This window comes from Streptomyces sp. NPDC030820, assembly GCF_055572075.1.
Map to the genome: position 1 here is coordinate 140,434 of NZ_JBVIEB010000008.1, position 24,647 is coordinate 165,080.

The 24,647-nt window shown below is 70.7% G+C and carries 23 protein-coding genes; 6 read left to right on the forward strand and 17 right to left on the reverse strand.

Annotated elements, in window-relative coordinates; translation table 11 throughout:
• Nucleotides 1–590: 590 nt before the first annotated feature.
• The 3 genes from rpsD to ACZ418_RS22980 all read right to left on the reverse strand — a co-directional run bounded on the left by rpsD (nt 591) and on the right by ACZ418_RS22980 (nt 3,584).
• Nucleotides 591–1,205, reverse strand: coding sequence for a 30S ribosomal protein S4 (gene rpsD / locus ACZ418_RS22970; RefSeq protein ID WP_055705441.1), 615 nt, complete (start codon nt 1,203–1,205; stop codon nt 591–593).
• A 317-nt stretch (nt 1,206–1,522) separates the two neighbouring features.
• Nucleotides 1,523–2,878 carry a replication-associated recombination protein A gene (locus ACZ418_RS22975; protein WP_468365803.1) on the reverse strand — a complete coding sequence of 452 codons (1,356 nt, stop codon included), beginning with the start codon at nt 2,876–2,878 and terminating at the stop codon, nt 1,523–1,525.
• A gap of 46 nt (nt 2,879–2,924) precedes the next feature.
• On the reverse strand, nt 2,925–3,584 hold the full coding sequence (locus ACZ418_RS22980; RefSeq protein WP_468365805.1) for a vitamin K epoxide reductase family protein: 660 nt from the start codon (nt 3,582–3,584) through the stop codon (nt 2,925–2,927).
• A gap of 144 nt (nt 3,585–3,728) precedes the next feature.
• Here ACZ418_RS22980 and ACZ418_RS22985 point away from each other — a divergent pair, with 144 nt between their 5' ends.
• Genes ACZ418_RS22985 through ACZ418_RS23000 form a run of 4 tightly spaced genes read left to right on the forward strand, consistent with a single transcriptional unit; the run spans nt 3,729 to nt 7,271 of the window.
• Nucleotides 3,729–4,595 carry an ABC transporter ATP-binding protein gene (locus ACZ418_RS22985; RefSeq protein WP_468365807.1) on the forward strand — a complete coding sequence of 289 codons (867 nt, stop codon included), beginning with the start codon at nt 3,729–3,731 and terminating at the stop codon, nt 4,593–4,595.
• Nucleotides 4,592–5,437, forward strand: a complete 846-nt coding sequence (locus ACZ418_RS22990) for an ABC transporter permease (RefSeq protein ID WP_468365810.1) — start codon at nt 4,592–4,594, stop codon at nt 5,435–5,437. The genes ACZ418_RS22985 and ACZ418_RS22990 overlap by 4 nt, the downstream gene beginning before the upstream one ends.
• Nucleotides 5,434–6,648, forward strand: a complete 1,215-nt coding sequence (locus ACZ418_RS22995; protein ID WP_468365813.1) for a sensor histidine kinase — start codon at nt 5,434–5,436, stop codon at nt 6,646–6,648. Before ACZ418_RS22990 ends, ACZ418_RS22995 begins: the two co-directional genes overlap by 4 nt.
• Complete coding sequence (locus ACZ418_RS23000) at nt 6,645–7,271, forward strand: response regulator (protein WP_468365815.1); 627 nt, start codon at nt 6,645–6,647, stop codon at nt 7,269–7,271. The genes ACZ418_RS22995 and ACZ418_RS23000 overlap by 4 nt, the downstream gene beginning before the upstream one ends.
• A gap of 40 nt (nt 7,272–7,311) precedes the next feature.
• Here the strand turns inward: ACZ418_RS23000 and hisS are convergent, their stop codons facing one another.
• The gene (gene hisS, locus ACZ418_RS23005) at nt 7,312–8,574 is read right to left on the reverse strand and encodes a histidine--tRNA ligase (protein WP_468365818.1); all 1,263 of its coding nucleotides are present in this window, start codon (nt 8,572–8,574) and stop codon (nt 7,312–7,314) included.
• A 12-nt stretch (nt 8,575–8,586) separates the two neighbouring features.
• Nucleotides 8,587–9,297 carry an MBL fold metallo-hydrolase gene (locus ACZ418_RS23010; RefSeq protein WP_468365821.1) on the reverse strand — a complete coding sequence of 237 codons (711 nt, stop codon included), beginning with the start codon at nt 9,295–9,297 and terminating at the stop codon, nt 8,587–8,589.
• A 170-nt stretch (nt 9,298–9,467) separates the two neighbouring features.
• On the opposite strand from ACZ418_RS23010, the gene ACZ418_RS23015 reads away from it, so the two are divergent.
• Both ACZ418_RS23015 and ACZ418_RS23020 read left to right on the forward strand, forming a co-directional pair.
• Complete coding sequence (locus ACZ418_RS23015) at nt 9,468–10,298, forward strand: peptidylprolyl isomerase (protein ID WP_468365824.1); 831 nt, start codon at nt 9,468–9,470, stop codon at nt 10,296–10,298.
• Between the two features lie 155 nt (nt 10,299–10,453).
• Nucleotides 10,454–11,683, forward strand: a complete 1,230-nt coding sequence (locus tag ACZ418_RS23020) for a DUF349 domain-containing protein (RefSeq protein ID WP_468365826.1) — start codon at nt 10,454–10,456, stop codon at nt 11,681–11,683.
• 63 nt (nt 11,684–11,746) lie between these two features.
• Here the strand turns inward: ACZ418_RS23020 and ACZ418_RS23025 are convergent, their stop codons facing one another.
• From ACZ418_RS23025 to ACZ418_RS23080, 12 genes are all read right to left on the reverse strand, one after another.
• Nucleotides 11,747–14,284, reverse strand: a complete 2,538-nt coding sequence (locus ACZ418_RS23025) for a RelA/SpoT family protein (protein ID WP_468365829.1) — start codon at nt 14,282–14,284, stop codon at nt 11,747–11,749.
• A 297-nt stretch (nt 14,285–14,581) separates the two neighbouring features.
• Nucleotides 14,582–15,121, reverse strand: a complete 540-nt coding sequence (locus tag ACZ418_RS23030; protein WP_468365831.1) for an adenine phosphoribosyltransferase — start codon at nt 15,119–15,121, stop codon at nt 14,582–14,584.
• Nucleotides 15,118–16,221 carry a protein translocase subunit SecF gene (secF, locus tag ACZ418_RS23035; protein ID WP_468365834.1) on the reverse strand — a complete coding sequence of 368 codons (1,104 nt, stop codon included), beginning with the start codon at nt 16,219–16,221 and terminating at the stop codon, nt 15,118–15,120. The genes ACZ418_RS23030 and secF overlap by 4 nt, the downstream gene beginning before the upstream one ends.
• 3 nt (nt 16,222–16,224) lie before the next feature.
• Nucleotides 16,225–18,012 (reverse strand): protein translocase subunit SecD, encoded by a 1,788-nt coding sequence (gene secD / locus ACZ418_RS23040; RefSeq protein ID WP_468365837.1) that lies wholly within the window; start codon nt 18,010–18,012, stop codon nt 16,225–16,227.
• 137 nt (nt 18,013–18,149) lie between these two features.
• The gene (gene yajC, locus ACZ418_RS23045) at nt 18,150–18,653 is read right to left on the reverse strand and encodes a preprotein translocase subunit YajC (protein ID WP_450675554.1); all 504 of its coding nucleotides are present in this window, start codon (nt 18,651–18,653) and stop codon (nt 18,150–18,152) included.
• Nucleotides 18,654–18,841: 188 nt separating this feature from the next.
• On the reverse strand, nt 18,842–19,924 hold the full coding sequence (gene ruvB, locus ACZ418_RS23050) for a Holliday junction branch migration DNA helicase RuvB (RefSeq protein ID WP_468365840.1): 1,083 nt from the start codon (nt 19,922–19,924) through the stop codon (nt 18,842–18,844).
• Between the two features lie 62 nt (nt 19,925–19,986).
• Nucleotides 19,987–20,595: a Holliday junction branch migration protein RuvA gene (gene ruvA, locus ACZ418_RS23055; protein WP_468365842.1), complete on the reverse strand. Its 609-nt coding sequence runs from the start codon at nt 20,593–20,595 to the stop codon at nt 19,987–19,989.
• Nucleotides 20,592–21,131 (reverse strand): crossover junction endodeoxyribonuclease RuvC, encoded by a 540-nt coding sequence (gene ruvC, locus ACZ418_RS23060; RefSeq protein WP_468365845.1) that lies wholly within the window; start codon nt 21,129–21,131, stop codon nt 20,592–20,594. Before ruvC ends, ruvA begins: the two co-directional genes overlap by 4 nt.
• 126 nt (nt 21,132–21,257) lie before the next feature.
• Entirely contained in the window at nt 21,258–22,010 is a 753-nt protein-coding gene (locus tag ACZ418_RS23065; protein WP_468365848.1) for a YebC/PmpR family DNA-binding transcriptional regulator, read from the reverse strand.
• A 48-nt stretch (nt 22,011–22,058) separates the two neighbouring features.
• Nucleotides 22,059–22,667 carry a pyridoxal 5'-phosphate synthase glutaminase subunit PdxT gene (pdxT, locus tag ACZ418_RS23070; protein ID WP_468365851.1) on the reverse strand — a complete coding sequence of 203 codons (609 nt, stop codon included), beginning with the start codon at nt 22,665–22,667 and terminating at the stop codon, nt 22,059–22,061.
• A 21-nt stretch (nt 22,668–22,688) separates the two neighbouring features.
• A complete protein-coding gene (pdxS, locus tag ACZ418_RS23075) occupies nt 22,689–23,594 on the reverse strand; it encodes a pyridoxal 5'-phosphate synthase lyase subunit PdxS (RefSeq protein ID WP_468365854.1) in 906 nt (301 codons plus the stop codon).
• Between the two features lie 127 nt (nt 23,595–23,721).
• A complete protein-coding gene (locus ACZ418_RS23080) occupies nt 23,722–24,264 on the reverse strand; it encodes a LemA family protein (RefSeq protein WP_468365856.1) in 543 nt (180 codons plus the stop codon).
• Between the last annotated feature and the right edge of the window lie 383 nt (nt 24,265–24,647).

Sequence of the window (24,647 nt, forward strand, 5' to 3'; positions counted from 1 at the left end):
CCCACAGGGGCAGCAGACGTGAGCGCGGCGGGCCGCAGTGGCGGCGGGCCCGTAGCGGCAGCGAGCCGCAGCGGCGGTAGACCGTAGCAGCGGCAGGCCCACAGGGGCAGCAGACGTGAGCGCGGCGGGCCGCAGTGGCGGCGGGCCCGTAGCGGCAGCGAGCCGCAGCGGCGGTAGACCGTAGCAGCGGCAGACCGTGGGGCGGCAGGCCCACAGGGGCAGCAGACGTGAGCGCGGCGGGCCCGCAGCGACGGCAGGACCGTAGCGGGCCCACCGGGGCGGCGGGCGTGAGCGCGGCGGGCCGCAGTGGCGGCGAGCCCGCAGCGGCGGCAGACCGTGGGGCGGCGGGCCCACCGGGGCGGCAGACGTGAGGGCGGCGGGCCGGAGCGGCGGCAGAACGGAGCGGGCCCACTGGGGCGGCTGACCGCAGCGGCGGCGGGCGATGTCGCCGTGCGGCTCCGGCGCGGGGCGCGATCAGTTGCCAGCCGCCCGCGCTGTCCGGACGACCGGAAGCACAAACCCGCCGCCTCGCCCGCCCGGCAGGGCCGGGCGGGGAGACGGCGGGCTGAGGTGTTACGCCGTGGCTGGGGTCAGCGGGCGTAGTACTCGACGACGAGCTGCTCGTCGCAGATCACCGGGATCTCCTTGCGGTTCGGCTCGCGGTCCAGGCGGAACGCCAGGGCCTTGAGGTTCACCTGCAGGTAGCGCGGGGTCTCACCCTCGGGGGCGAAGCCACCCTCGCGGGCGATCGTGAAGAGCGTCTTGTCCTTGGAGCGGTCGCGGACCTGCACGACGTCGTCCGGACGGACACGGAAGGACGGCTTGTCGACCTTCTGGCCGTTGACCTGGATGTGGCCGTGGACGACCATCTGACGGGCCTGGTAGATGGTGCGGGCGATGCCCGAACGCAGGACCAGGGCGTCGAGACGGCGCTCGAGCTCCACGATCAGGGCCTCACCGGTCTTGCCCTGGACCTTGGACGCGCGCTCGTAGGCGCGGACCAGCTGGCGCTCGGAAATGTCGTACTGCGCACGCAGACGCTGCTTCTCCAGCAGACGGACCTTGTAGTCCGAGTTCTGCTTGCGGCCACGGCCGTGCTCACCCGGCGGGTAGGGGCGGGCCTCGAAGTACTTGACGGCCTTCGGGGTCAGCGCGATGCCGAGGGCACGCGACTTCTTGACCTTGGGGCGGGACTGGTTCGCCACTGTCTCAATCTCTTTCGTAGTTTTCGGCTCGTCAGGGTTAGGGAGGTCGCATCCGCAGCCGGGAAAACCCGCCGGGTCCCTGCGGGACCTGCCGGGCAGCCGCTTCCCTGGTCTGGGCACATACGTGCAGCACGCGAGTGGCCCACCGACCGTCCCGGGGCTCCCGGGTGGTGGTGGGCTGCCCGCGACACCGTTCGACGGTGCGCGACGCTCCTGGAGTCCGTTTTCCCGAGGACTGGCCCCGGGGACCGGACTCCGGCCGGGTGTCCCGCTCTGACTGCGCGGGACTCGGCACTTCGGGCAAGTCTACAGGGCGCTCACGACCGCCTGCGACCGAGGTGCTTGCGGGTCCACTCCACCGCGTCCGCGTACCGCGCCTCGGCGCCGTGCCGACCCGGGGTGTAGTACTCGCGGTCCTTCAGGGCGTCCGGGGCGTACTGCTGTTGGGCGATGCCCTCGGGCAGGTCGTGCGGGTACACATAGCCCTGGGCGTGGCCCAGCTTGGCCGCGCCCTTGTAGTGCCCGTCGCGCAGATGCGGCGGGACCGGGCCGGCCAGGCCCTTGCGGACGTCCTCCATGGCGGCGCCGATCGCGGTGGTCGCCGAGTTGGACTTGGGGGCCAGCGCGAGGGCGATGGTGGCGTGGCTGAGGGTGAGGGCGGCCTCGGGGAAGCCGATCATGGCGACGGCCTGGGCCGCGGCGACCGCGATGGGCAGGGCATTGGGGTCGGCCAGGCCGATGTCCTCGCTGGCGGAGATCATCAGGCGGCGGGCGATGAAGCGGGGGTCCTCGCCGGCCTCGATCATGCGGGCCAGGTAGTGCAGGGCCGCGTCGACGTCGGAGCCCCTGATGGACTTGATGAGAGCGCTGGCGACGTCGTAGTGCTGGTCGCCGTCGCGGTCGTACTTCACCGCCGCCCGGTCGACCGTCTGCTCCAGGGTCTGCAGGCTGATCTCGCTCTCGCCCTGGTCCAGCGCGGCTCCGGCGGCGGCCTCCAGGGCGGTCAGGGCCCGGCGGGCGTCGCCGCCGGCGATGCGCAGCAGGTGCTCCTCGGTGTCCTCGGGGAGGCCGACGGCGTCCTTCAGGCCGCGCTCGTCGGTCAGGGCGCGCCCCAGCAGGCCGCGGATGTCGTCGTCGGTGAGCGGTTCGAGCGTCAGCAGGAGGGAGCGGGACAGCAGGGGCGAGATCACCGAGAAGTATGGGTTCTCGGTCGTGGCCGCGATCAGGGTCACCCAGCGGTTCTCGACCGCCGGGAGCAGGGAGTCCTGCTGGGCCTTGCTGAAGCGGTGGATCTCGTCCAGGAAGAGGACGGTCTCCTTGCCGAAGCCGCCGGTGGCGCGGCGGGCGCCGTCGATGACCGCGCGGACCTCCTTGACGCCCGCGGTGATCGCGGACAGCTCCACGAACCGTTTGTTCGTCGCCTTGGAGACGACGTACGCCAGGGTGGTCTTGCCGGTGCCGGGCGGGCCCCAGAGGATCACCGAGGACGGTCCGGCCGGGCCGCCGGAGCCCTCGCCGACCAGTCGGCGCAGCGGGGAGCCGGGTTTCAGCAGATGCTGCTGGCCCACGACCTCGTCGAGGCTGCGCGGGCGCATCCGCACCGCCAGGGGGCTGGCTGCCGGGTCCTTCTCCTGGCGTTCTTCTGCTGCGGCGGTGAAGAGGTCGGGTTCCACGCTGAAACCCTAAGACACGGCACTGACAACGCGGCCGGGCCGGGGGTCAGGCCCAGAGCTGGCTGCCCCAGCGGGTCAGGATCAGCATGGCGATGATGCCGCAGTGCGTGACCGGCACCACCCAGGTGAACTCGCCGAAGAAGGACTTCAGCCAGCGCGGGGCGCGCAGGAAGTCGTTGCGGACGTTGAACGAGGTCACGTACCAGAACATGGTGATCGTGGCGACCCAGGCCAGCGAGCACCACAGGCACAGCGCGTTGATCCGGTACAGGGACTCGAACTGCAGCCAGGTGACGAAGCCGACGCCGAAGAGCGTGCCGAGGTTGAACGTCAGCCAGTACCAGCGCGGGAAGCGGGCGCGGGCCAGCAGGCTCATGCCGACGCAGATCACGATGCCGTAGCAGACCAGGCCGAGCATGGGGTTCGGGAAGCCGAAGACGGCCGCCTGCTTGCTCTCCATCACGCTGCCGCAGGAGACGACCGGGTTCACGCTGCAGCCGGGTGTGAAGGTCTTGCCCGCGACCTTGGCCTCGAGGATCTTGAACTTGTCGATCGTGATGACCCAGGCGGCCAGCAGTCCGGCCGCGCCGGTGATCACCAGCAGGAGGGCGAAGGCACGGCTGCCGCCCACCGCCGCGCGCGGGGCGTCGGTGGCACGCTCGGGACCCGGCTCCGTGGAGACGTCGTTGACTGTCGTCTTGCTCATCCGCCGATTCCGTCACTTGAGAGTTGGACCATCTTCGGGCACGGCTCATTGTGCCGCACGTACGCGTCTGTCCACCGTTCGGTGGACATAAGGAAGTACGCACGGTGGTCACGGAGCGTTCGGTTCCGGCCGATGCTCGGGGGCATGACAGCACACGCGAACGAACTCGCGGTGGACGTCCGGGGGCTGCGCAAGCGCTACGGGGACGTGACCGCGGTGGACGGACTCGATCTCGGAATCCGGCGTGGTGAGGTGTTCGGCCTGCTCGGGCCCAACGGCGCCGGCAAGAGCACCACCGTGGAGATCCTCCAGGGCAACCGGGACCGGGACGGGGGCGAGGTGTCCGTCCTCGGCGCGGACCCGGCGACGGGCACGCGCGCGTGGCGGTCCCGAGTGGGAATCGTCTGGCAGGACGAATCGGCACCCGCGGAGTTGACGGTCCGCGAGACGGTACGGCACTTCGCCCGCTACTACCCGCGCCCGCGCCACCCGGAGGAGGTCATCCGCCTGGTCGGCCTGGAGGCGAAGGCGAACAGCCGGATCAAGGCCCTCTCCGGCGGCCAGCGGCGCCGCCTCGACGTGGCGCTAGGCGTGATCGGCGACCCCGAGCTGCTGCTCCTGGACGAGCCGACCACCGGCTTCGACCCGGCCGCCCGGCGGCAGTTCTGGGACCTGATCCGGCTGCTCGCCGACGAGGGCACGACGATCCTGCTCACCACGCACTACCTGGAGGAGGCCGAGACCCTCGCGGACCGGCTCGCGGTCGTCGCCGAGGGCCGGGTCGTCGCCGAGGGCACGCCCGACGAGCTGCGCGGGCGGTACGGCGGTGAGGTCACCGTCGTCTGGACGGAACCCGACGGCACCCCGCGCGCGGAACGGACCGCCACGCCGACCCGGGCCGTCGCCGCCCTCATGCGCCGCTTCGACGGCGAGATACCCGGGCTGACCGTGACCCGCCCCACCCTGGAGGACGTCTACCTCCGGCTGACCGGACAGGAGGCCGTGCGATGACCACGACCGCCGTACGTGCCACCGCCCGCGGGTCCGCCGGTTCGCCGCCCGGCGCCTGGTCGCTGGGGCTGCTGCGGGGCGGCCTGGAGATCAGGCAGTTCTTCCGGCAGCGCGAACAGGTGGTGTTCACCTTCGCCTTCCCCGTGGTGTTCCTGTTCCTGTTCGCGTCGATCTTCCACGACGACGTCCGAGGCGCCGGCATCACCGCCTCCCAGCTGTACGTGCCCGCGATGACGGCCTCCGGGATCATGTCGACGAGCTTCCAGTCGCTCGGCATCTCCATCGCGGTCGAGCGGGACGAGAAGGTGCTGCGGCGGCTGCGGGGCACGCCGATGCCGCCGGCGGCCTACTTCCTGGGCAAGATCTGGCTGGTTCTGTTCACCGGCGCCCTGGAGACCGCGATCCTCCTGCTGGCCGGCATCACCTGCTACGACCTGCATCTGCCCACCGACCCCGGCCGCTGGTTCGACTTCGCCTGGATCTTCGTGCTCGGTCTGACCGCGTGCGCGCTGCTCGGCATCGCCATCAGCTCGGTGCCGAAGTCGGCGAAGAGCGCCAGCTCCGTCGTCGTACTCCCTTTTCTGGTCCTGCAGTTCGTCTCCGGGGTGTACATCTCCATCGGCACCATTCCCGGCTGGATGCTCGACATCGGCGCCCTGTTCCCGCTGAAGTGGCTGTGCCAGGGGCTGCGGGGGGTGTTCCTGCCCGACTCGGCGAAGGTGCTGGAGCAGGCGCACGCCTGGGAGTTCGGGCGGATCGCATGGGTGCTGGGCGCGTGGTGCGTCGGAGGATTGGTGCTGTGCTTGCTGACATTCCGGTGGAAGAACCGGCGCGACGGGTGAGCGGCGACGGGGCCCGGGGCGTCCATGCCTGGGACCGGTCGATCCGGGTCTGGGACGCGTACTTCGCGCTGGCCTGGGCGGCCACGCTGGCCATGCTGCTGGGCGCGCAGCACCCGGTGTGGCCGGTCCGGGCCGTCGCGGCCGGCCTGCTCGTACCTCTGGTCCCCTGGTATCTGCTGGTGGGCCGCCCGCTGCTGGGCCAGAACCCGCCGGACGAGCGCCGTGCCGTGTACTACCTGGTCGGCGCGTTGGCACTGTTCCTGCCGTCGGGGGTGCTGGCCGGCGAGACCCGGTTGCTGTCCTTCGCCCTGATCCCCCAGTGCTTCATGACCCTGCGCACACGGGGTGCGCTGGTCACGGTCACGGTGGTCAACCTCCTCCCGCTCGCGGGCTGGGCGCTGCTGTGGCGGCCCGCCACCGAGGATCTCTTCGCCAACGCGCTGTTCGCCGTGGTCGGCCTGATGTTCTCCTTGGTGATCGGCGGCTGGATCATCCGGATCATCGAGCAGAGCTGGGAACGGGCCGAGCTGATCGCCGAGTTGGACGCCAGTCGGCACGAGGTGGCACGGCTGTCCGCCGCGCACGGGGCCCTTGCCGAACGTGAACGGCTCGCCCGGGAGATCCACGACACCTTGGCCCAGGGTTTCACCAGCCTGCTGATGCTGGTCCAGGCCGTGGAGGCCGAGCTCGACACCGACCCCGCACAGGCCCGCCGCCACCTCACCCTCATGGACGACACGGCCCGCCGCAATCTCGCCGAGGCCCGTGCGCTGGTCGCCGGAGGCACACCCGCCGATCTGGCGGGAGCCTCGCTGCCGGACGCCCTGGACCGCCTGACCGCCCGGCACCAGGCGACACTGGCGGTCACCGGCCCGGTGCGCGCGCTGCCCGCGGGCGTGGAGGTGGTGGCCCTGCGCGCCTGCCAGGAGGCGCTGACCAACGCCCGGAAGCACGCCGGGACTTCGACGCGGGTCGGGGTGCGCCTCGACTACGCCGACGGCACGCTGACCCTCTGCGTCCACGACGACGGCTGCGGCTTCGACCCGGTCGCCGTGCCGAGCGGATACGGTCTGGCGGGGCTGCGCGCCCGCGCCGCGGAGGTGGGCGGTACCGCGGCCGTCCGCAGCGCACCCGGTGACGGTACGACGGTCACCGTACGCCTGCCCGTCCCCGCCGCCGTGGCTTCCGCCGCGAGGAGTGAGATCCCGTGATCCGGATCGTCCTGGCCGACGACCACCCCGTCGTACGGGAGGGACTGCGGGCCATGCTGAGCGCCGAGCCGGACCTGGAGGTGGTCGGCGACGCCGCCGGGGGACCGCAGGCGGAGGCGCTGGCGGCGGAACTGCGGCCGGACATCGTGCTGATGGACCTGCGCATGCCGGGCGGCTCGGGGGTGGACTCGATCGCGCGGATGACCGCGGCCGGGCTGTCGTGCCGGGTGATCGTGCTGACGACCTACGAGACGGACCGGGACATCCTGCGGGCCGTGGAGGCGGGTGCCGCGGGCTATCTGCTCAAGGACCTGCCCCGGCGGGAACTGGCGGACGCGGTGCGGGCGGCCGCGCGCGGCGAGACCGTGCTGGCTCCGTCGGTGGCGGCCCGCCTGGTCGACCAGCTCCGTGCCAGGCCGGAACGCCCCCGGCTGTCGGAGCGGGAGACGGCCGTGCTGCGGCTGGTGGCGGAGGGCTGCACGAACGCGGAGATCGGGCGCCGGTTGTTCATAGGCGAGTCAACGGTCAAGACCCATCTGCTGCGCGTGTTCGGCAAGCTGGGGGTGGACGACCGGACGGCGGCGGTGACGAGCGCGATGCGGTACGGCCTGCTGGAACAGTGAGCGGGCGCCGGGAATGCCCGGCGCCCGCTCATCGCTCGACTCAGCCGAGCCGGGACTCCAGTTCCGCCACGATCTCGTTGACTCCGATCGCCGTCTGCTCGCCGGAGTCCATGTCCTTGAGCTGGACGACGCCCTCGGCGAGGTCGCGTTCGCCGGCGACGAGTGCGTAGCGGGCGCCGCTGCGGTTGGCGTTCTTCATGGCGCCCTTCAGGCCCTTGCCGCCGTAAGAGAAGTCCGCCGAGATGCCGACCTTGCGCAACTCGGTGATCTTCGCGAACAGCACCCGGCGGGCCTCCTCGCCGAGCGGGACGGCGTACACCGACGTCGTGGACGGGAGGTCCAGCTCCACGCCCTCCGCCTCCAGGGCGAGGACCGTGCGGTCGACACCGAGGGCCCAGCCGACGGACGGCAGCGCGGGGCCGCCGATCATCTCGGACAGTCCGTCGTAGCGGCCGCCGCCGCCCACCGCGGACTGCGAGCCCAGGCCGTCGTGCACGAACTCGAAGGTGGTACGGGTGTAGTAGTCCAGGCCGCGCACCAGCTTCGGGTCGTCCTCGAACGACACCCCCGCCGCCGTGATCAGCTCACGGACCTCCTCGTGGTACGCCTTGCAGGCGTCGCACAGGTAGTCACGCAGCAGCGGGACACCGGTGAGCTGCTTCTGCACCGACTCGCGCTTGTCGTCGAGGACCCGCAGCGGGTTGATGGTGACGCGCCGGCCGGTGTCCTCGTCCAGGTCGAGGCCGCGCAGGAACTCCTGCAGCGCGGCCCGGTACACCGGGCGGCACTCCTTGTCGCCCAGGCTGTTGAGCAGGATGCGGAAGTTGCTCAGGCCCAGCGAGCGGTACGCCTGGTCCGCCAGGATGATCAGTTCGGCGTCCAGCGCCGGGTCCTCGGCGCCGATCGCCTCGGCGCCGACCTGGGAGAAGTGCCGGTAACGGCCCTTCTGCGGGCGCTCGTAGCGGTACTGCGAGCCCGAGTACCAGACCTTCACCGGGAGGTTGCCCGTCTTGTGCAGGTTGGCCTCCAGGACCGCGCGCAGCACGGGGGCGGTCGTCTCCGGGCGCAGGGCCAGCCTGTCACCGCCCTTGGTCTCGAAGACGTACATCTCCTTCGTGACGATGTCGGTGGACTCGCCGACACCGCGCGCGAACAGCTCCACGTTCTCGAAGCCGGGCGTCTCGATGTAGCCGTAGCCGGAGTTCCTGAGCGGCGCGGCGATCGCCTCGCGGACGGCCAGGAACTTGGCGCTCTCCGGCGGCAGCAGGTCGTAGGTGCCCTTGGGGGCCTTGAAAGTGCTCACGGAAGTCTCTCGTCACATTCCTCGTCGGGGAGCGTCGGTCCGCGCTCCCAGGCCGGCCGCCACCTGCCGCAGATAGGGATTGGTGGCGCGCTCCTGGCCGATGGTCGTCTGGGGGCCGTGGCCGGACAGCACCACGGTGGAGTCGTCGAGCGGCAGGCACACGCGGGCCAGCGACTCGAGCATCTCCTCCATGGATCCGCCCGGCAGGTCGGTGCGTCCGATGGAGCCGGCGAACAGCAGATCCCCGGAGAAGAACACCGATGGGATGTCGGAGGTCTCGGGCATCCGGAAGGTCACCGACCCCTTGGTATGGCCCGGCGCATGCGCGACGGAGAACTCCAGGCCGGCCAGCTCGAGGGTGGTGCCGTTCGTCAGCTCGCGGACGTCGTCCGGCTCCCCCACGGTCAGCTCACCCATCAGGGGCATACCGATGGACCGGCCGAGCGATTTCTCGGGGTTGCTCATCATGTACCGGTCCTCGGGGTGGATCCAGGCCGGCACGTCGTGCGCACCGCAGACCGGGACGACCGAGGCCACGTGATCGATGTGCCCGTGGGTGAGGACGACGGCGACGGGCTTGAGCCGATGCTTCTTCAGTGCTTCCTCGACGCCTTCGGCGGCCTGGTGGCCGGGGTCGATGATCACGCACTCCTCACCGGCGGCGGGGGCGACGAGATAACAGTTCGTCCCCCAGGCCCCGGCGGGGAACCCGGCAATGAGCACGATCGTCCTTCGTTGTGTCGACACGGATGGCCACAAGCTGTGCTCCAGAGCCTACCGGCGCTGCCGTTTCCTCAGCGAACCCATATACGGTACGGGGCTACACGCAGCAGTCGGCTCACGGGCACGCACACGTACCGGTCGACACACGACACGCATGAGGAGAGAACCCGGTGGTCAGCCAGGAGCAGCGGCGGCGTCAGCTCGCCCGGGAGAAGTTCTTGCGGCAGCAGCAGCGGCGTACCCAGGCGCGCCGCAAGGCCCGCACGCGCAACTCCGTGATCGCGTCGGTACTGGGCGTGGTCGTCATCGGCGGTGTCGCGCTGTACTCGACCGGGGCGCTGAAGGGCGACGACAAGAAGACCAACGCCGCCGCCGACGTCACGCCCAGCGCCACGCCGACCAGCAAGGCCCCGGATCCGTGCGCGAAGCCGGCGGCCGGCTCGGCGAAGAAGCTGAGCTGGAAGAAGGAGCCGGCGATGGCGATCGACACGTCGGCGAAGTACACGATGAAGCTCGCCACGACGTGCGGTGACATCGACATCGCGCTGAAGACGGCCGCCGCCCCGCACACGGTGAACTCGTTCGACTTCCTGGCGGGCAAGGGCTACTTCGACCACACCAAGTGCCACCGCCTGACCACGTCCGGCATCTATGTGCTCCAGTGCGGCGACCCGCAGGGCACCGGCATGGGCGGGCCGGGCTACACGCTTCCGGACGAGAACCTGAAGGACAAGAGCCTGAAGGGCAACACGTACCCGGCGGGCACGGTGGCGATGGCCAACACCGGTCAGAAGCACACCGGCGGCAGCCAGTTCTTCCTGGTCTACAAGGACAGCCCGTTGCCGCCCAGCTACACACCGTTCGGCACGGTGTCGGACGCGGGCATGAAGGTGCTGCAGAAGATCGCCGCCGCGGGTGCCCAGGCGGCCGATCCGACCTCGGGCAACACCGCTCCCAATGCGACCGTGGTGATCAACAAGGCGACGGTGACGAAGTCCTGACGCCGTCCTGAAGCTCAAGTCGGCCAACTGCGGAATTTCGGTCGCGCTGGATGCGGACAGGCAACCCGCTGGTCGCCTATGTTGGCCGTGACGAAACTGTGGACGATGCCCGGGGGTGCTGAGGCCCCCCGCAGGCATCATGTGGAGGAGGCGCTGTGAGCAGCGACCCGTGGGGCCGCGTCGACGAGACGGGGACCGTGTACGTGCGTACGGCCGACGGCGAGAAGGTCGTCGGCTCCTGGGCGGCCGGCTCCCCTGAGGAGGCGCTGGCCTACTTCGAGCGCAAGTACGAGGGCCTGGTTGTCGAGATCGGCCTCCTCGAGAAGCGAGTGCGGACCACCGACCTGTCGGCGAAGGACGCCATGGCCGCGATCGACCACCTGCGGGAGCAGGTGGACGCGCACCACGCGGTCGGCGACCTGGACGCGCTGCGGGGGCGGCTGGACAAGCTGGTGGAGACCGTCGAGGCCCGCCGCGAGGAGCGCAAGGCGCAGCGGGCCAAGCAGTCGGACGAGGCCCGCAAGGCCAAGGAGGACCTGGTCACCGAGGCGGAGCAGCTGGCGCAGTCCGACCAGTGGCGGGCGGCCGGTGAGCGGCTGCGGGCGCTGGTGGACACCTGGAAGGGTCTGCCGCGTCTGGACCGCAAGTCCGACGACGAGCTGTGGCACCGCTTCTCGCACGCCCGGTCGGCGTTCTCCAAGCGGCGCAAGGCGCACTTCGCGCAGCTGGACGCGCAGCGCGAGGAGGCCCGCCGGACCAAGGAGCGGCTGGTCGCCGAGGCCGAGGCGCTGTCGGGTTCGACGGACTGGGGTCCGACGGCGGCGCGTTACCGCGAGCTGATGGCGGAGTGGAAGGCCGCGGGCCGCGCCCAGCGCGAGCACGAGGACGACCTGTGGAACCGCTTCCGCGGCGCCCAGGACGTGTTCTTCGCCGCCCGCAGCTCGGTGTTCGCCGAGCGGGACGCCGAACAGGCCGAGAACCTGAAGCTGAAGGAGGAACTGGCCGAGGAGGCCGAGAAGATCCTCCCGGTCACGGACCTCAAGGCCGCGCGGGCCGCCTTCCGCTCGATCAACGAGCGCTGGGAGGCCATCGGCCATGTGCCGCGGGACGCGCGGCCGAAGGTCGAGGGCCGGATGCACGCGGTCGAGCGGGCGATCCAGGACGCCGAGGAGGCCGAGTGGCGCCGGACGAACCCGGAGGCACGCGCGCGTGCCGAGGGTCTGACCGGTCAGCTGCAGGCCGCCGTCGACAAGCTGCGGGCGCAGATCGACCAGGCCCGCGCCCAGGGCAACAACTCCAAGGCCGACAAGCTGGAACGCGAGCTGGAGGGCCGCCAGGCGCTCCTGGACCAGGCCCTGAAGGGCCTGCAGGAGTTCGGCGGCTGAATTCCCCCCTGCATCCATGTGAAGGGCCCCGTACGGCGCGTACGGGGCCCTTCCTTTGTGTGCTTACGACCGGGAGCGTCCCGAGGTCACTCGGTACACGTCGTACACGCCCTCCACGCCCCGTACGGCCTTCAGGACGTGCCCGAGGTGCTTCGGGTCGCCCATCTCGAAGGTGAACCGGGAGGTGGCCACCCGGTCGCGGGAGGTCTGGACGGCCGCGGAGAGGATGTTGACGTGCTGGTCGGACAGGACCCGGGTGACGTCCGACAGCAGCCGGGAGCGGTCCAGCGCCTCGACCTGGATGGCGACCAGGAAGACCGAGGACTGGGTCGGCGCCCACTCGACGTCGAGGATGCGCTCGGGCTCACGGGACAGCGAGTCGACGTTGACGCAGTCGCTGCGGTGAACCGATACGCCGCTGCCCCGCGTGACGAACCCGATGATCGGGTCGCCCGGTACCGGTGTGCAGCAGCGGGCCAGTTTCACCCACACGTCGTCGACGCCCTTCACGACGACGCCCGGGTCGGCGCTGGAGCGGCGCTTGCGGCCACGGCTGCGGGACGGCGGGACCGCCTCGTCGATCTCCTCGGTGGCCGCCTCCTCGCCGCCGAGCGCCTGCACGAGCTTCTGCACGATGTGCTGCGCGGACACATGGCCCTCGCCGATCGCCGCGTACAGCGCGGAGATGTCCGAGTAGCGCATCTCGTGCGCGAGCGTGACGAGGGAGTCACCGGTGAGGATGCGCTGGATCGGCAGGTTCTGCTTGCGCATGGCCCGGACGATCGCGTCCTTGCCCTGCTCGATCGCCTCGTCCCGGCGCTCCTTGGAGAACCAGGCCCGGATCTTGTTGCGCGCCCGGGGCGACTTGACGAAGCCGAGCCAGTCGCGGGACGGTCCGGCGCCGGGCGCCTTGGAGGTGAAGACCTCCACCAAGTCGCCGTTGTCCAGGGTGGATTCGAGCGGTACGAGCCTGCCGTTGACCCGCGCCCCTATGGTGCGGTGGCCGACCTCGGTGTGGACGGCGTACGCGAAGTCAACAGGCGTGGCCCCCGCGGGCAGCGCGATGACATCGCCCTTGGGGGTGAAGACGAAGACCTCGTTGCGGGACAGGTCGAAGCGCAGGGACTCCAGGAACTCGCCCGGGTCCTCGGTCTCCTTCTGCCAGTCCAGCAACTGCCGCAGCCACGCCATGTCGTTGATGGCGTCCTTGTCCTTCGCGGACGTCCTGGGCGCGTCCGTACGGACCTTGGAGGCGCCGGCGACGGCCTCCTGCTTGTACTTCCAGTGCGCGGCGATGCCGTACTCGGCGCGGCGGTGCATGTCGAAGGTGCGGATCTGCAGCTCGACCGGCTTGCCGTTGGGCCCGATGACCGTCGTGTGCAGCGACTGGTACATGTTGAACTTGGGCATCGCGATGTAGTCCTTGAACCGGCCGGGGACCGGGTTCCATCGCGCGTGCACGGTACCGAGGGCGGCGTAGCAGTCGCGGACCGTGTCGACGAGGACACGAATGCCCACCAGGTCGTAGATCTCGGCGAAGTCGCGACCCCGCACGATCATCTTCTGGTAGACGCTGTAGTAGTGCTTCGGGCGCCCGGTGACGGTCGCCTTGATCCGGGCGGCCCGCAGATCGGCCTGGACCTCGTCGGTCACTATGGCCAGGTACTCGTCCCGCTTGGGCGCCCGCTCGGCGACGAGCCGGACGATCTCGTCGTACATCTTGGGGTAGAGGATCGCGAAGGCGAGGTCCTCCAGCTCCCACTTGATGGTGTTCATGCCCAGGCGGTGGGCGAGCGGCGCGTAGATCTCCAGGGTCTCGCGCGCTTTCTTCTCCTGCTTCTCGCGCTTCAGGTAGCGCATGGTGCGCATGTTGTGCAGGCGGTCGGCGAGCTTGATGACCAGGACGCGCGGGTCCTTGGCCATCGCGACGACCATCTTGCGCACGGTCTCGGCCTGGGCGGCCTCGCCGAACTTGACCTTGTCCAGCTTGGTGACGCCGTCGACGAGCAGGGCGACGGTGTCGCCGAAGTCGCGGCGCAGCTGGTCGAGGCCGTACTCGGTGTCCTCGACGGTGTCGTGCAGCAGCCCCGCCATGAGCGTGGCGGGATCCATGCCCAGCTCGGCGAGGATGGTGGTCACGGCGAGCGGATGCGTGATGTACGGGTCGCCGCTCTTGCGCTTCTGTCCGCGGTGCCAGCGCTCGGCGACCTGATAGGCGCGCTCGATCTGCCGCAGAGTCGAGTTCTCGATCTTCGGATCGTTGCTGCGCACTATCCGCAGCAGCGGCTCCAGGACCGGGTTGTAGGGGTTCGCGCGCTGCACGCCGAGGCGGGCCAGGCGGGCGCGGACGCGGTTGGAGGAGCCGGTGCGGCCGGGCTGGACGACGGGCGGGCGCACCACGGGCGGCTGGGCCGGGCGCTCCGGGGGTGCGGGCTTGGGACGCGAGGCCTCGGCAGCCTTCTCGACGGGCGCGGACTGGGCGTGCTCGATCGGCCCGCGGGTGTCGTTCTTCGCGTTGGACACGTGCGGCGCGGGCTTCGCCGCGGCGGCCGAGGCGGACTCGGGCTTTGCGGCGGTCAGGTGCTGGGCCTCGTCTGGCAAGAGGGCTCCTCGTGCGCGATCCGGGTCCCCCGGTCAGGCTCCGGAGATCCCATGGTAGCGATCCTGCGGCTGGTCATCGCCTTCAGGCGGAAGTGAGGACCGTCCACCTGTGCAACGCGGGAAGCTTCCGCCGGATTCCGGGAGGTGGATTCCGGGTGATTCGGGGGCGTGCGGGAGGTGTCCCGGGAGTGGCCTCGGCCGTGGGTGGTTCCTGCACGTGCGTGCCGCTCGGGTGGTGCGGGCGGGAAACACGAAGCGGCCTGCGGCGAAGCCGAGGCCGCTTGTGCAGCGATCCGCTCAGACCTGAAGCAGCGCCTGCAGCGGCACCCCGCCCAGCGCCGGCTCCAGCCGGGTACGGCCACCCAGGAAGCCCAGCTCCATCAGCACCGCAAGGCCGGAGACATCCGCCCCGGCGCGCTGGATCAGCTGGATCGCGGCCTCGGCCGTACCGCCCGTGGCGAGCACGTCGTCGACGATCAGCACCCGGTCACCGGAGGCCAGGTCCTCCGCGTGCACCTCGATCTCGGCCGAGCCGTACTCCAGGTCGTAGGCCTGGCGCAGCGTCGCTCCGGGCAGCTTCCCCGCCTTGCGGACGGGAATGAAGCCGAGGCCCGCGCGGACGGCGACCGGGGCGCCCAGGATGAAGCCCCGGGCCTCGAGGCCGACGACCTTGGTCGCGCCGGTGTTCGTGGCGATCTCGGCCAGCGTGTCGGTGAGCGCCGTGAACGCGGCCGGGTCCGCCAGGAGCGGGGTGATGTCCTTGAACATCACGCCCGGCTCGGGGTAGTCGGCAACGTCACGGATGCGGCTGAGCAGCAGCTCCTTGATCTCGGTCATCGGCGCTTCCCGGAGGGTCGGCCCCGGCCCCGGCTGCGGGTCGCGGGCTGGTTGCGGGGGCCCACGACGGCGGGGGCCGCATCGTCGTCATCGGCGGCGGCACGCTCCGCGGCGAGGTCCTCCTCGGCTGCGGCCTGGGCACGCTTGGCCATGACCCGCTTGGTGAGGGCCTTCATCGCCGGCTCGCGCTCCTTGAGGTCGGCGACGAGCGGCGTGGCGATGAAGATCGACGAGTAGGCGCCGGCCGCGAGACCGACGAACAGCGACAGCGAGATGTCGTTCAGCGTGCCGGCGCCGAGGAAGCCACCACCGATGAACAGCAGGCCCGCCACCGGCAGCAGGGCGACGACCGTGGTGTTGATCGAACGGACCAGGGTGCCGTTGATCGACTGGTTGGCGATGTCGCTGAAGGTGAACCGGGTCTGCTTGGTGATGTCCCGCGTCTGCTCCTTGAGGCTGTCGAAGACGACGACCGTGTCGTAGAGCGAGTAACCGAGGATCGTCAGCAGACCGATGACCGTACCGGGCGTGACCTCGAAACCGACGAGGGCGTAGATACCGGTCGTGATCGTGATGTCGTGGATCAGCGCGACCAGGGCCGCGACGGCCATGCGCCACTCGAAGGCGATGGCCAGGTAGATCACGACGAGCACCATGAAGATCGCCAGGCCCTCCCAGGCCTTGTTGGCGATCTGCTGGCCCCAGCTCGGACCGACCAGGTCGGCGGCGAGCTTCTCGGGGTTGAGGTTCAGGTCCTTGGCCAGCTCCTGCTTGATCTTGTCGGACTGGCCGGTGTCGATGCCGGCGATCTGGATGCGCAGGCTGCCGTTGCCGAGCTTCTGCACGATCGCCTCATGGCCGGAGGCGTCCTTGGCGAAGGTCTCCGCCTGGGTCACCGAGGTGCTCATGTGGGTCGGCGTGGTGAAGACCGCGCCGCCCTTGAACTCGATGCCCATGTTCAGCCCGCGCACCGCCAGGCCGAGGATGGCCGTGATGGTGATCAGGATGGAGACGCCGTACCAGATCTTGCGCTTGCCGACGAAGTCGTACGAGATCTCGCCGCGGTGCAGTCGAGCGCCGAGGTTGCCGAGTTTCGACATTGCTCAGGCCTCCTTCGGGTCGACAGAGCCGGCGGCGGGGCCGGCGGGACGGCGGGTGCGGCGCAGTGGCGGCTTGGCACCCAGGCTCTTCGGGTCGAGGCCGGACCACTTGTGGCCGCTCGCGAAGAACTTGCGGCGGGCGAGGAGGGTCATCAGCGGCTTGGTGAAAAGGAAGACGACGACGACGTCGAGCACGGTGGTCAGGCCGAGGGTGAACGCGAAGCCCTGGACCTTGCTGACGGTCACGATGAACAGGACGGCGGCGGCGAGGAAGGACACGAAGTCGGAGACCAGGATGGTGCGCCGGGCGCGCGGCCAGGCCCGCTCGACGGCGGGGCGCAGCGAGCGTCCCTCGCGGATCTCGTCCCGGATGCGTTCGAAGTACACGATGAACGAGTCCGCGGTGATACCGATGGCGACGATGGCACCGCAGACGGCCGGCAGGTTCAGCGCGAAGCCGATGGCCGGGCCGAGCAGCGACATGATCACGTAGGTGAGGATCGCGGAGGCCATGAGGGAGGCCATGGCGACGACCGACAGGCCGCGGTAGTAGACCACCAGGTAGATCACGACCAGGGCGAGGCCGATCGCGCCGGCGAGCAGACCGGCGTGCAGCTGCTCACCGCCGAGCGCGGCGGTCACGGTGGTGACGGACTGCTCCTGGAAGGACAGCGGCAGGGCGCCGTACGACAGCATGTTGGCGAGGCTCTGGGCGTCCTGCTGGGTGAAGCTGCCGGAGATCTCCGCCTGGCCGCCGGTGATGGCCTGGCTGACGTACGGGCTGGAGACGACCTCGCCGTCCAGGACGATGCCGAACTCGTTCTGCGGGGACTGGTTCTTCGCCAGCTGGCCCGTGATGTCGGCGAACTTCTTGGAGCCGCTGGAGCTGAAGGTCATCTGGACCTGCCAGCCGGAGGCGCCCTGGGTGTCGAAGATGGCCTGCGCCTTCTTCACCTCGGTGCCGTCGACGGCGGCCGGGCCGAGCACGTACTTGTACCAGACCTTCCGGATCTGGCCGCAGGCCACCGTGGGCTCGCCGGGCTTGGCGGCGCCTCCGACCTTGGCCCGCTCGGCGGGCTTGGTGCAGTCCAGGGCGGCGTACTGGGCCTGGAGCTTGGCGGCGGCGGTGCCGGCGCTGGAGGAGGCCGAGGGGGTGGTCGACGGCTTGGAGCTGCCGGAGGCGGACGGGCTCGGTGTGGGGGTGGAGCCGGCCTTCAGCGCGTCGGTGACGGCACGGCCCTGGGAGCTCGCCGAGGCCGTGGCGGACGCGGTGGAGGACGAGGACGCCTTCTCCTTGGGGGAGGAGCCGGCGGCGGGGCTCGTGCTCGGCTTCGGCGAGGAGCTGCCGCTGGGGGAGGCGCTCGGCGAGGGGCTCTGTGTGGCGCCGCCGCTGGGCTCGCTGGCCAGGACCGGCCGGAAGTACAGCTTGGCGGTGGTACCGACCTGCTGCTGGGCCTCCTTGGAGTTGGTGCCCCTGGGGATGTTGACGATGATGTTGTCGCTCCCCTGGGTCTGCACCTCCGCCTCGGAGACGCCGAGGCCGTTGACACGGCGGTTCATGATGTCGACCGCGGTGTCCATGTTGGCCTTGTTGACCGCGGACCCCTGGTCGGCCTTCGCCTTGAGCGTGATGCTCGTACCACCGGCGAGGTCGATGCCGAGACGCGGAGTCTTGTTCCCGGAGAGGAACATGCCTCCGGTGAGCGCCACGATGGCGATCAGGATGAGGGCCAGCGAGCGTCCCGGCTTGCTCTGGGCGCTCGCGCTCCGGCCCCTCTTAGGTGCTGCCACCTTCTCGTACTCCCTCTCGGGCCGTCCCGCGCGATCGGCGCGGTCGGCCATGACATGGTGTCGGGCTGTTCCGGGAAACAGACGCCCGGTGGTGCGCGGGGCGCGATTATGCCGCGCAGCGCACCACCGGGGCGTGACTACTTCGCGTCGGAGTCGCCGTCGGTCTTCTTCGGCTCGTCGTCCGCCTTTGCCTCGGCGGCCTCGGCCGTGTCGGTGCCGTCCTCGTCGGCGTCCTTCTTACCGAGGTCTACGGCCTTGTCGTCGGAGGCGGCGGCAGCGGGCGAGTCGGACTCGTCGGTCTCGGTGAGGGAGGAGGCGTCGTCCGGGACGATGTCGGCGTCGGACTTCAGGTCGTGCTCGATGCCGTGGACGATGCGGTTGTACTCGTCGTCCGTGAGGACGGCGCCGATCGCGTTCTTGGCGAAGAGGAGTTCGACGCCCGGGCCGGCGTCGAGGAGGACGGTGTCCTCGTTGACCTCCTTGACCGTCGCGTACATTCCCCCGATCGTGCGGACACCGGAGCCGGGCTGCATCTCGTTCCGCATGTTGGCGGCCTGCTGCTGCTTCTTCTTGGCCGAGCGTGTCATCAGGAACATGGCCGCGATGAGCACGATGAAGGGGAGAAGGGTAAAGGCATTCACGGGACGGGGTTCCTTCGCGCGACCGCGACGGAGAGCGGCCTGTTGATGGGGGTGTGGGTCGGCGCCGCCCGCAAAGGCGGCATCGGCGGAGTCTAAGCGAGTCCGCGTGCATGGAACAACGCTCAGCATGGCACCTGAGTTCCTGACCGGGCCAATGTCCTCGCCGCCACCGAGACATCATCACGCCGTCAGGTCCCGAACAGATCCTGTTGTCCGCTTCCCCCGGTCGCTCCCCCGCTCGCCGTGCGGGGCGGGGTCAGACCGAGGTGGGCCCAGGCCGCCGGGGTGGCGACCCGGCCGCGCGGGGTGCGGGCGAGCAGGCCCTCCCGGACGAGGAACGGTTCGGCGACCTCCTCGACGGTCTCCCGCTCCTCCCCCACCGCGACGGCGAGCGTGGACAGGCCGACCGGGCCGCCGGCGAAGAGCTTCAGCAGGGCCTGCAGGACGGCGCGGTCGAGGCGGTCGAGGCCGCGCGCGTCGACCTCGTAGACGGCGAGGGCCGCCGCGGCGATCTCTCGGGTGATCAGGCCGTCCGCCTTGACCTGCGCATAGTCGCGGACGCGGCGCAGCAGGCGGTTGGCGATGCGGGGCGTGCCGCGGGAGCGGCCGGCGATCTCGGCGGCGCCGTCCGGCTCGATCTCGACGTCCAGCAGGTTCGCCGAGCGGTGCACGACCCGCTCCAGCTCGTGCGGCTCGTAGAACTCCATGTGCGCGGTGAAGCCGAAGCGGTCGCGCAGCGGGGGCGGCAGCAGGCCCGCGCGGGTGGTGGCGCCGACCAGCGTGAACGGCGGAAGCTCCAGCGGGATGGCGGTGGCGCCGGGGCCCTTGCCGACGATGACGTCGACGCGGAAGTCCTCCATCGCCATGTACAGCATCTCCTCGGCGGGCCGGGACATGCGGTGGATCTCGTCCAGGAAGAGGACCTCGCCCTCCTGGAGGGAGGAGAGGATCGCGGCGAGGTCGCCGGCGTGCTGGATGGCGGGGCCGGAGGTGATGCGGATGGGGGCGCCCATCTCGGCGGCGATGATCATCGACAGGGTGGTCTTGCCGAGGCCGGGCGCGCCGGACAGCAGGACATGGTCGGCTGTGGCGCCACGCGCGCGTGCGGCCCGCAGGACGAGGTCGAGCTGTTCGCGGACCTTCTCCTGGCCGATGAACTCGCCGAGGTCCTTGGGGCGCAGGGCGGCCTCGACGGCCTGGTCCTCCCGGTCGGCGGACGCGCCGACGAGCCGCTCGGGGGCGGGGGTGTCGGTCGTGTCGTCCCAGTTCATGTCGTGTGCCTCGATCGTCGTGGGTCAGCGGGCGCGGTTGGGCGGGCCGGGTTCGCGTGGGGTCAGCGGGCGCGGTTCAGGGTCTGCAGGGCGGCCCTCAGCAGCTGTCCGACCTGCGGGGTGCCGCCGGCGGCCTCGGCCTGGGGCGCCACGGCGGCGACGGCCTCGTCGGCCTCGCGGGTGGCGTAGCCCAGGCCGATGAGGGCCGCGTGCAGCTGGTCGCGCCAGCCCTGGGTGACGGGTGCGCCGATCGCGGGGGCCGTCCCGACGGGCTCGCCGAGCCGGTCCTTCAGCTCCAGCAGGAGCTTCTGCGCGCCCTTCTTGCCGATGCCGGGGACGGCGGTGAGGGCCTTCTCGTCACCGGTGGCGACGGCGCGGCGCAGCGCGTCCGGGGTGTGCACGGCGAGCATGGCCTGGGCCAGGCGCGGGCCGACTCCGCTCGCGGTCTGCAGCAGCTCGAAGACCTGACGCTCGTCGTCGTCGGCGAAGCCGTACAGGGTCAGCGAGTCCTCGCGGACCACGAGCGAGGTGTGCAGCTTGGCGGGCTGGCCCATGCGGAGCGTGGACAGCGTGTTAGGCGTGCACTGGACGGCCATGCCGACGCCGCCGACCTCGACGACCGCGGCGTCCGGGGCGAGCGCGGCGACCGTGCCGCTGACGAAGGCGATCATGCCGTACGGCCTTTCGTTGCGTGGACTGTGTGGCGGGCGACCGCCTGCTGGAGCCGGTTCTGGGCAGGGGCGCGCCAGACGTGGCAGATGGCCAGCGCGAGGGCGTCGGCGGCGTCGGCCGGCTTCGGTGGCGCGGAGAGCCGGAGCAGCCGGGTGACCATGGCGCCGACCTGCGCCTTGTCGGCGCGTCCGGAGCCGGTGACGGCCGCCTTGACCTCGCTCGGGGTGTGCAGCGCGACCGGGATGCCGCGCCGGGCGGCGCACAGCATGGCCACGGCGCTGGCCTGGGCGGTGCCCATCACCGTGCGCACATTGTGCTGGCTGAAGACGCGCTCGACGGCGACGAACTCGGGCCGGTGCTCGTCCAGCCACTGCTCGATGCCCTGCTCGACGGCGAGGAGGCGGTGGCTGAGATCGGCGTCCACGGGCGTGCGCACGACACCGACGCCGAGCATGGTGAGCGGGCGGCCCGCGACCCCCTCGACGACGCCGACACCGCACCGGGTCAGTCCCGGGTCCACCCCCAGTACCCGCACCGGGCCCCTCCCTCCGATCGCCTCGATCACGTGTTTGTGCAGGCTATCGGGTCCCACTGACAATGACGGCGGGCCGGTGGGACGTGTCCCACCGGCCCGCCGTCAATCCGCTGAACCCGCGGAGCGTTACGCGCCGACCTTCTCCATGATCTCGTCGCTCACGTCGAAGTTGGCGAAGACGTTCTGCACGTCGTCGCTGTCCTCCAGGGCGTCGATCAGCTTGAAGATCTTCTTGGCGCCCTCCTCGTCCAGCTCGACCTGCATGGTCGGGACGAAGTTGGCCTCGGCGGACTCGTAGTCGATGCCCGCCTCCTGGAGGGCGGTGCGGACCGCGACCAGGTCGGTGGCCTCGCTGATGACCTCGAAGTTCTCGCCGAGGTCGTTGACTTCCTCGGCACCGGCGTCCAGGACGGCGCCGAGCACGTCGTCCTCGGTCAGCTCGCCCTTGGGGACGATGACCACGCCCTTGCGGTTGAACAGGTACGACACCGAGCCCGGGTCGGCCATGGAGCCGCCGTTGCGGGTCATGGCCACGCGGACGTCGGAGGCGGCGCGGTTGCGGTTGTCGGTGAGGCACTCGATGAGCACCGCGACACCGTTCGGGCCGTAGCCCTCGTACATGATCGTCTCGTAGTCGGCGCCACCGGCCTCGAGACCGCCGCCGCGCTTGATCGCTGAGTCGATGTTCTTGTTCGGGACCGACTGCTTCTTGGCCTTCTGGACGGCGTCGTAGAGCGTCGGGTTTCCGTCGAGGTCGACGCCGCCCATGCGCGCCGCGACCTCGATGTTCTTGATCAGCTTCGCGAAGAGCTTGCCGCGCTTGGCATCGATCACGGCCTTCTTGTGCTTCGTCGTGGCCCATTTAGAGTGGCCGGACATCTGCCTGTCTCCTTCGCGTAACCAATCTCTGTACGAACGTCAGAGATCCTACAAGGACTCCGACGCTCGGTTGGCGCGCACCATGTCGACGAACAGGGAGTGCACGCGGTGGTCGCCGGTCAGTTCCGGGTGGAACGAGGTGGCGAGCGCGTTGCCCTGGCGGACGGCGACGATGTGGCCGTCGTGCTCGGCGAGCACCTCGGCCCCGGCGCCCACGGACTCGACCCAAGGGGCGCGGATGAAGACGCCCTCCACAGGATCGCCCGGGATGCCCTTCACGTCGACCGCGGCCTCGAACGACTCGTTCTGCCGGCCGAAGGCGTTGCGGCGCACGATCATGTCGATGCCGCCGATGGTCTCCTGGCCCGAGCGCGGGTCGAGGATCTTGTCGGCGAGCATGATCATGCCCGCGCAGGTGCCGTAGACGGGCATGCCCTCGGCCACGCGCGCGCGAAGGGGCTCCATCACGCCGAAGAGGATGGCCAGCTTGGAGATGGTGGTGGACTCGCCGCCGGGCAGGACGAGGCCGTCGACCTCGGCGAGTTCCTCGGGGCGCCGCACCGGCCTGGCCACGGCGTCGGCCGCGGCCAGGGCGATGAGGTGCTCCCGTACGTCGCCCTGGAGGGCCAGGACGCCTATGACGGGTGCGTCAGTCATGTAGGTGCAGTTCCTCGGTTCTTACCAGCCGCGGTTCGCGTAGCGCTCGGACTCGGGGAGGGTGTCGCAGTTGATGCCGACCATGGCCTCGCCGAGGTTGCGGGACGCGTCCGCGATGATCTTCGGGTCGTCGTAGAAGGTGGTGGCCTTCACGATGGCGGCGGCGCGCTTGGCCGGGTCGCCGGACTTGAAGATGCCGGAGCCGACGAACACGCCCTCGGCGCCGAGCTGACGCATCAGGGCCGCGTCGGCCGGGGTGGCCACACCACCGGCGGAGAAGAGGACCACCGGGAGCTTGCCCAGCTCGGCGACCTCCTTGACCAGCTCGTACGGGGCGCGCAGCTCCTTGGCGGCGGCGTACAGCTCGTGGTTGTCGAAGCCGCGCAGCTTGGCGATCTCGTTCTTGATCTGGCGCAGGTGACGGACGGCCTCCACGACGTTGCCGGTGCCGGCCTCGCCCTTGGAGCGGATCATCGCGGCGCCCTCGGCGATGCGGCGCAGGGCCTCGCCCAGGTTGGTGGCGCCACACACGAACGGGGTGGTGAAGGCCCACTTGTCGGAGTGGTTGACCTCGTCGGCCGGGGTGAGGACCTCGGACTCGTCGATGTAGTCGACGCCGAGGGACTGCAGCACCTGGGCCTCGACGAAGTGGCCGATGCGGGACTTGGCCATGACCGGGATCGAGACGGCGTCGATGATGCCCTCGATCATGTCCGGGTCTGACATGCGGGCCACGCCGCCGTCCTTGCGGATGTCCGCCGGGACCCGCTCCAGGGCCATGACGGCGACGGCGCCCGCGTCCTCGGCGATCTTCGCCTGCTCCGGCGTGACGACGTCCATGATCACGCCGCCCTTGAGCTGCTCGGCCATGCCGCGCTTCACGCGGGCGGTGCCGGTCTCGGGAGCCTGGTTGTCGATGGTGGACACGGGTGACCTCACTGAGGGTGAAGAGGATTTTTCTGCAGCACCGAGGAAACGCGAGTGGACCAGGCCACAGCAAGGGCCAATGGCAAGCCGGTGGATCCTTTTCGTCCAGGGAGGGTTCCCCCGGGGTTCAGGAGGCCCGCTCCACCAGGGCCGCGGGGGGCTCGTCGTCCATCTCGAAGGCCAGCGGGAACGGGGCGTGGCCGGCCAGCCGGAACCAGCGCACCTTGCGATGCTCGCGGAGCCTTCGGGCGGCTCCTACGGCGTCGTTGTGGAAGCGGCGGGCCATCGGGACCCGGCGCACCGCCTCCGCCAGCTCACGCGCCGCCTCCTCCCCTCCTGGGGCCTCCCTGACGGCCTCCACCTGCGCCGGAGCCTCGAAGACCGCGCGCAGCGCCTGGCTCAGCTCGCTCTCGGCGACCTCCCGCTGCTCCTCCTCGGCCTGCCGGGCGGCGTGTGCGGCCTCGTACAGCACGATCGAGGCGGCCGGGTCCAGCACGCCCGAGGTGGCCAATTCCTGCGCCACGGAGGCCCGGCGCAGCAGCTGCGCGTCGAGCGCGGCCCGCGCGGCGTCCATCCGCACATGCAGCCGGTCCAGCCGCCCGGCCGTCCAGCTCAGGTACACGCCGATCGCGACGAGGGCGACAAGGATCCAGATGAGGGTTGCGGTCACGGGCGAAGGCTATCGGCACGCTTCGGCCGTCCTCGAAGCCCGTCGGCCCCGGCCCAGGCGGAAGCGGGCCCCAGACCCACCATCCCCGCACCGGCCCCAGCAGCACCCACAGCCCCAGCCCCGCCAGTCCCGGCCCAAGCGGAAGCAAGCCCCAGACCATCCCCGCACGACCCGAACCACGCCCGCAGGCCAGCCGCCCGCCGCGCCGACCCGCAACGCGGCCACACCCACCGACGCCCCACACCGGCCCCAGCAGCACCCCTCACTCCCCCAGCCCCCAGCCCGCCCGAAACCACAGCCCAGCCCCGCCAGTCCCGGCCCAAGCGGAAGCAAGCCCCAGACCATCCCCGCACGACCCGAACCACACCCGCAGGCCGGCCCGC

Coding starts and splice junctions, on each gene's coding strand:
- ACZ418_RS22980 (WP_468365805.1), bottom strand. CDS start 3,584: ATGAGCAAGACGACAGTCAACGACGTCTCCACGGAGCCGGGTCCCGAG.
- ACZ418_RS22985 (WP_468365807.1), top strand. CDS start 3,729: ATGACAGCACACGCGAACGAACTCGCGGTGGACGTCCGGGGGCTGCGC.
- ACZ418_RS22990 (WP_468365810.1), top strand. CDS start 4,592: ATGACCACGACCGCCGTACGTGCCACCGCCCGCGGGTCCGCCGGTTCG.
- ACZ418_RS23030 (WP_468365831.1), bottom strand. CDS start 15,121: ATGACCGAGATCAAGGAGCTGCTGCTCAGCCGCATCCGTGACGTTGCC.
- secF (WP_468365834.1), bottom strand. CDS start 16,221: ATGTCGAAACTCGGCAACCTCGGCGCTCGACTGCACCGCGGCGAGATC.
- ruvB (WP_468365840.1), bottom strand. CDS start 19,924: ATGAACTGGGACGACACGACCGACACCCCCGCCCCCGAGCGGCTCGTC.
- ruvA (WP_468365842.1), bottom strand. CDS start 20,595: ATGATCGCCTTCGTCAGCGGCACGGTCGCCGCGCTCGCCCCGGACGCC.
- ACZ418_RS23065 (WP_468365848.1), bottom strand. CDS start 22,010: ATGTCCGGCCACTCTAAATGGGCCACGACGAAGCACAAGAAGGCCGTG.
- pdxT (WP_468365851.1), bottom strand. CDS start 22,667: ATGACTGACGCACCCGTCATAGGCGTCCTGGCCCTCCAGGGCGACGTA.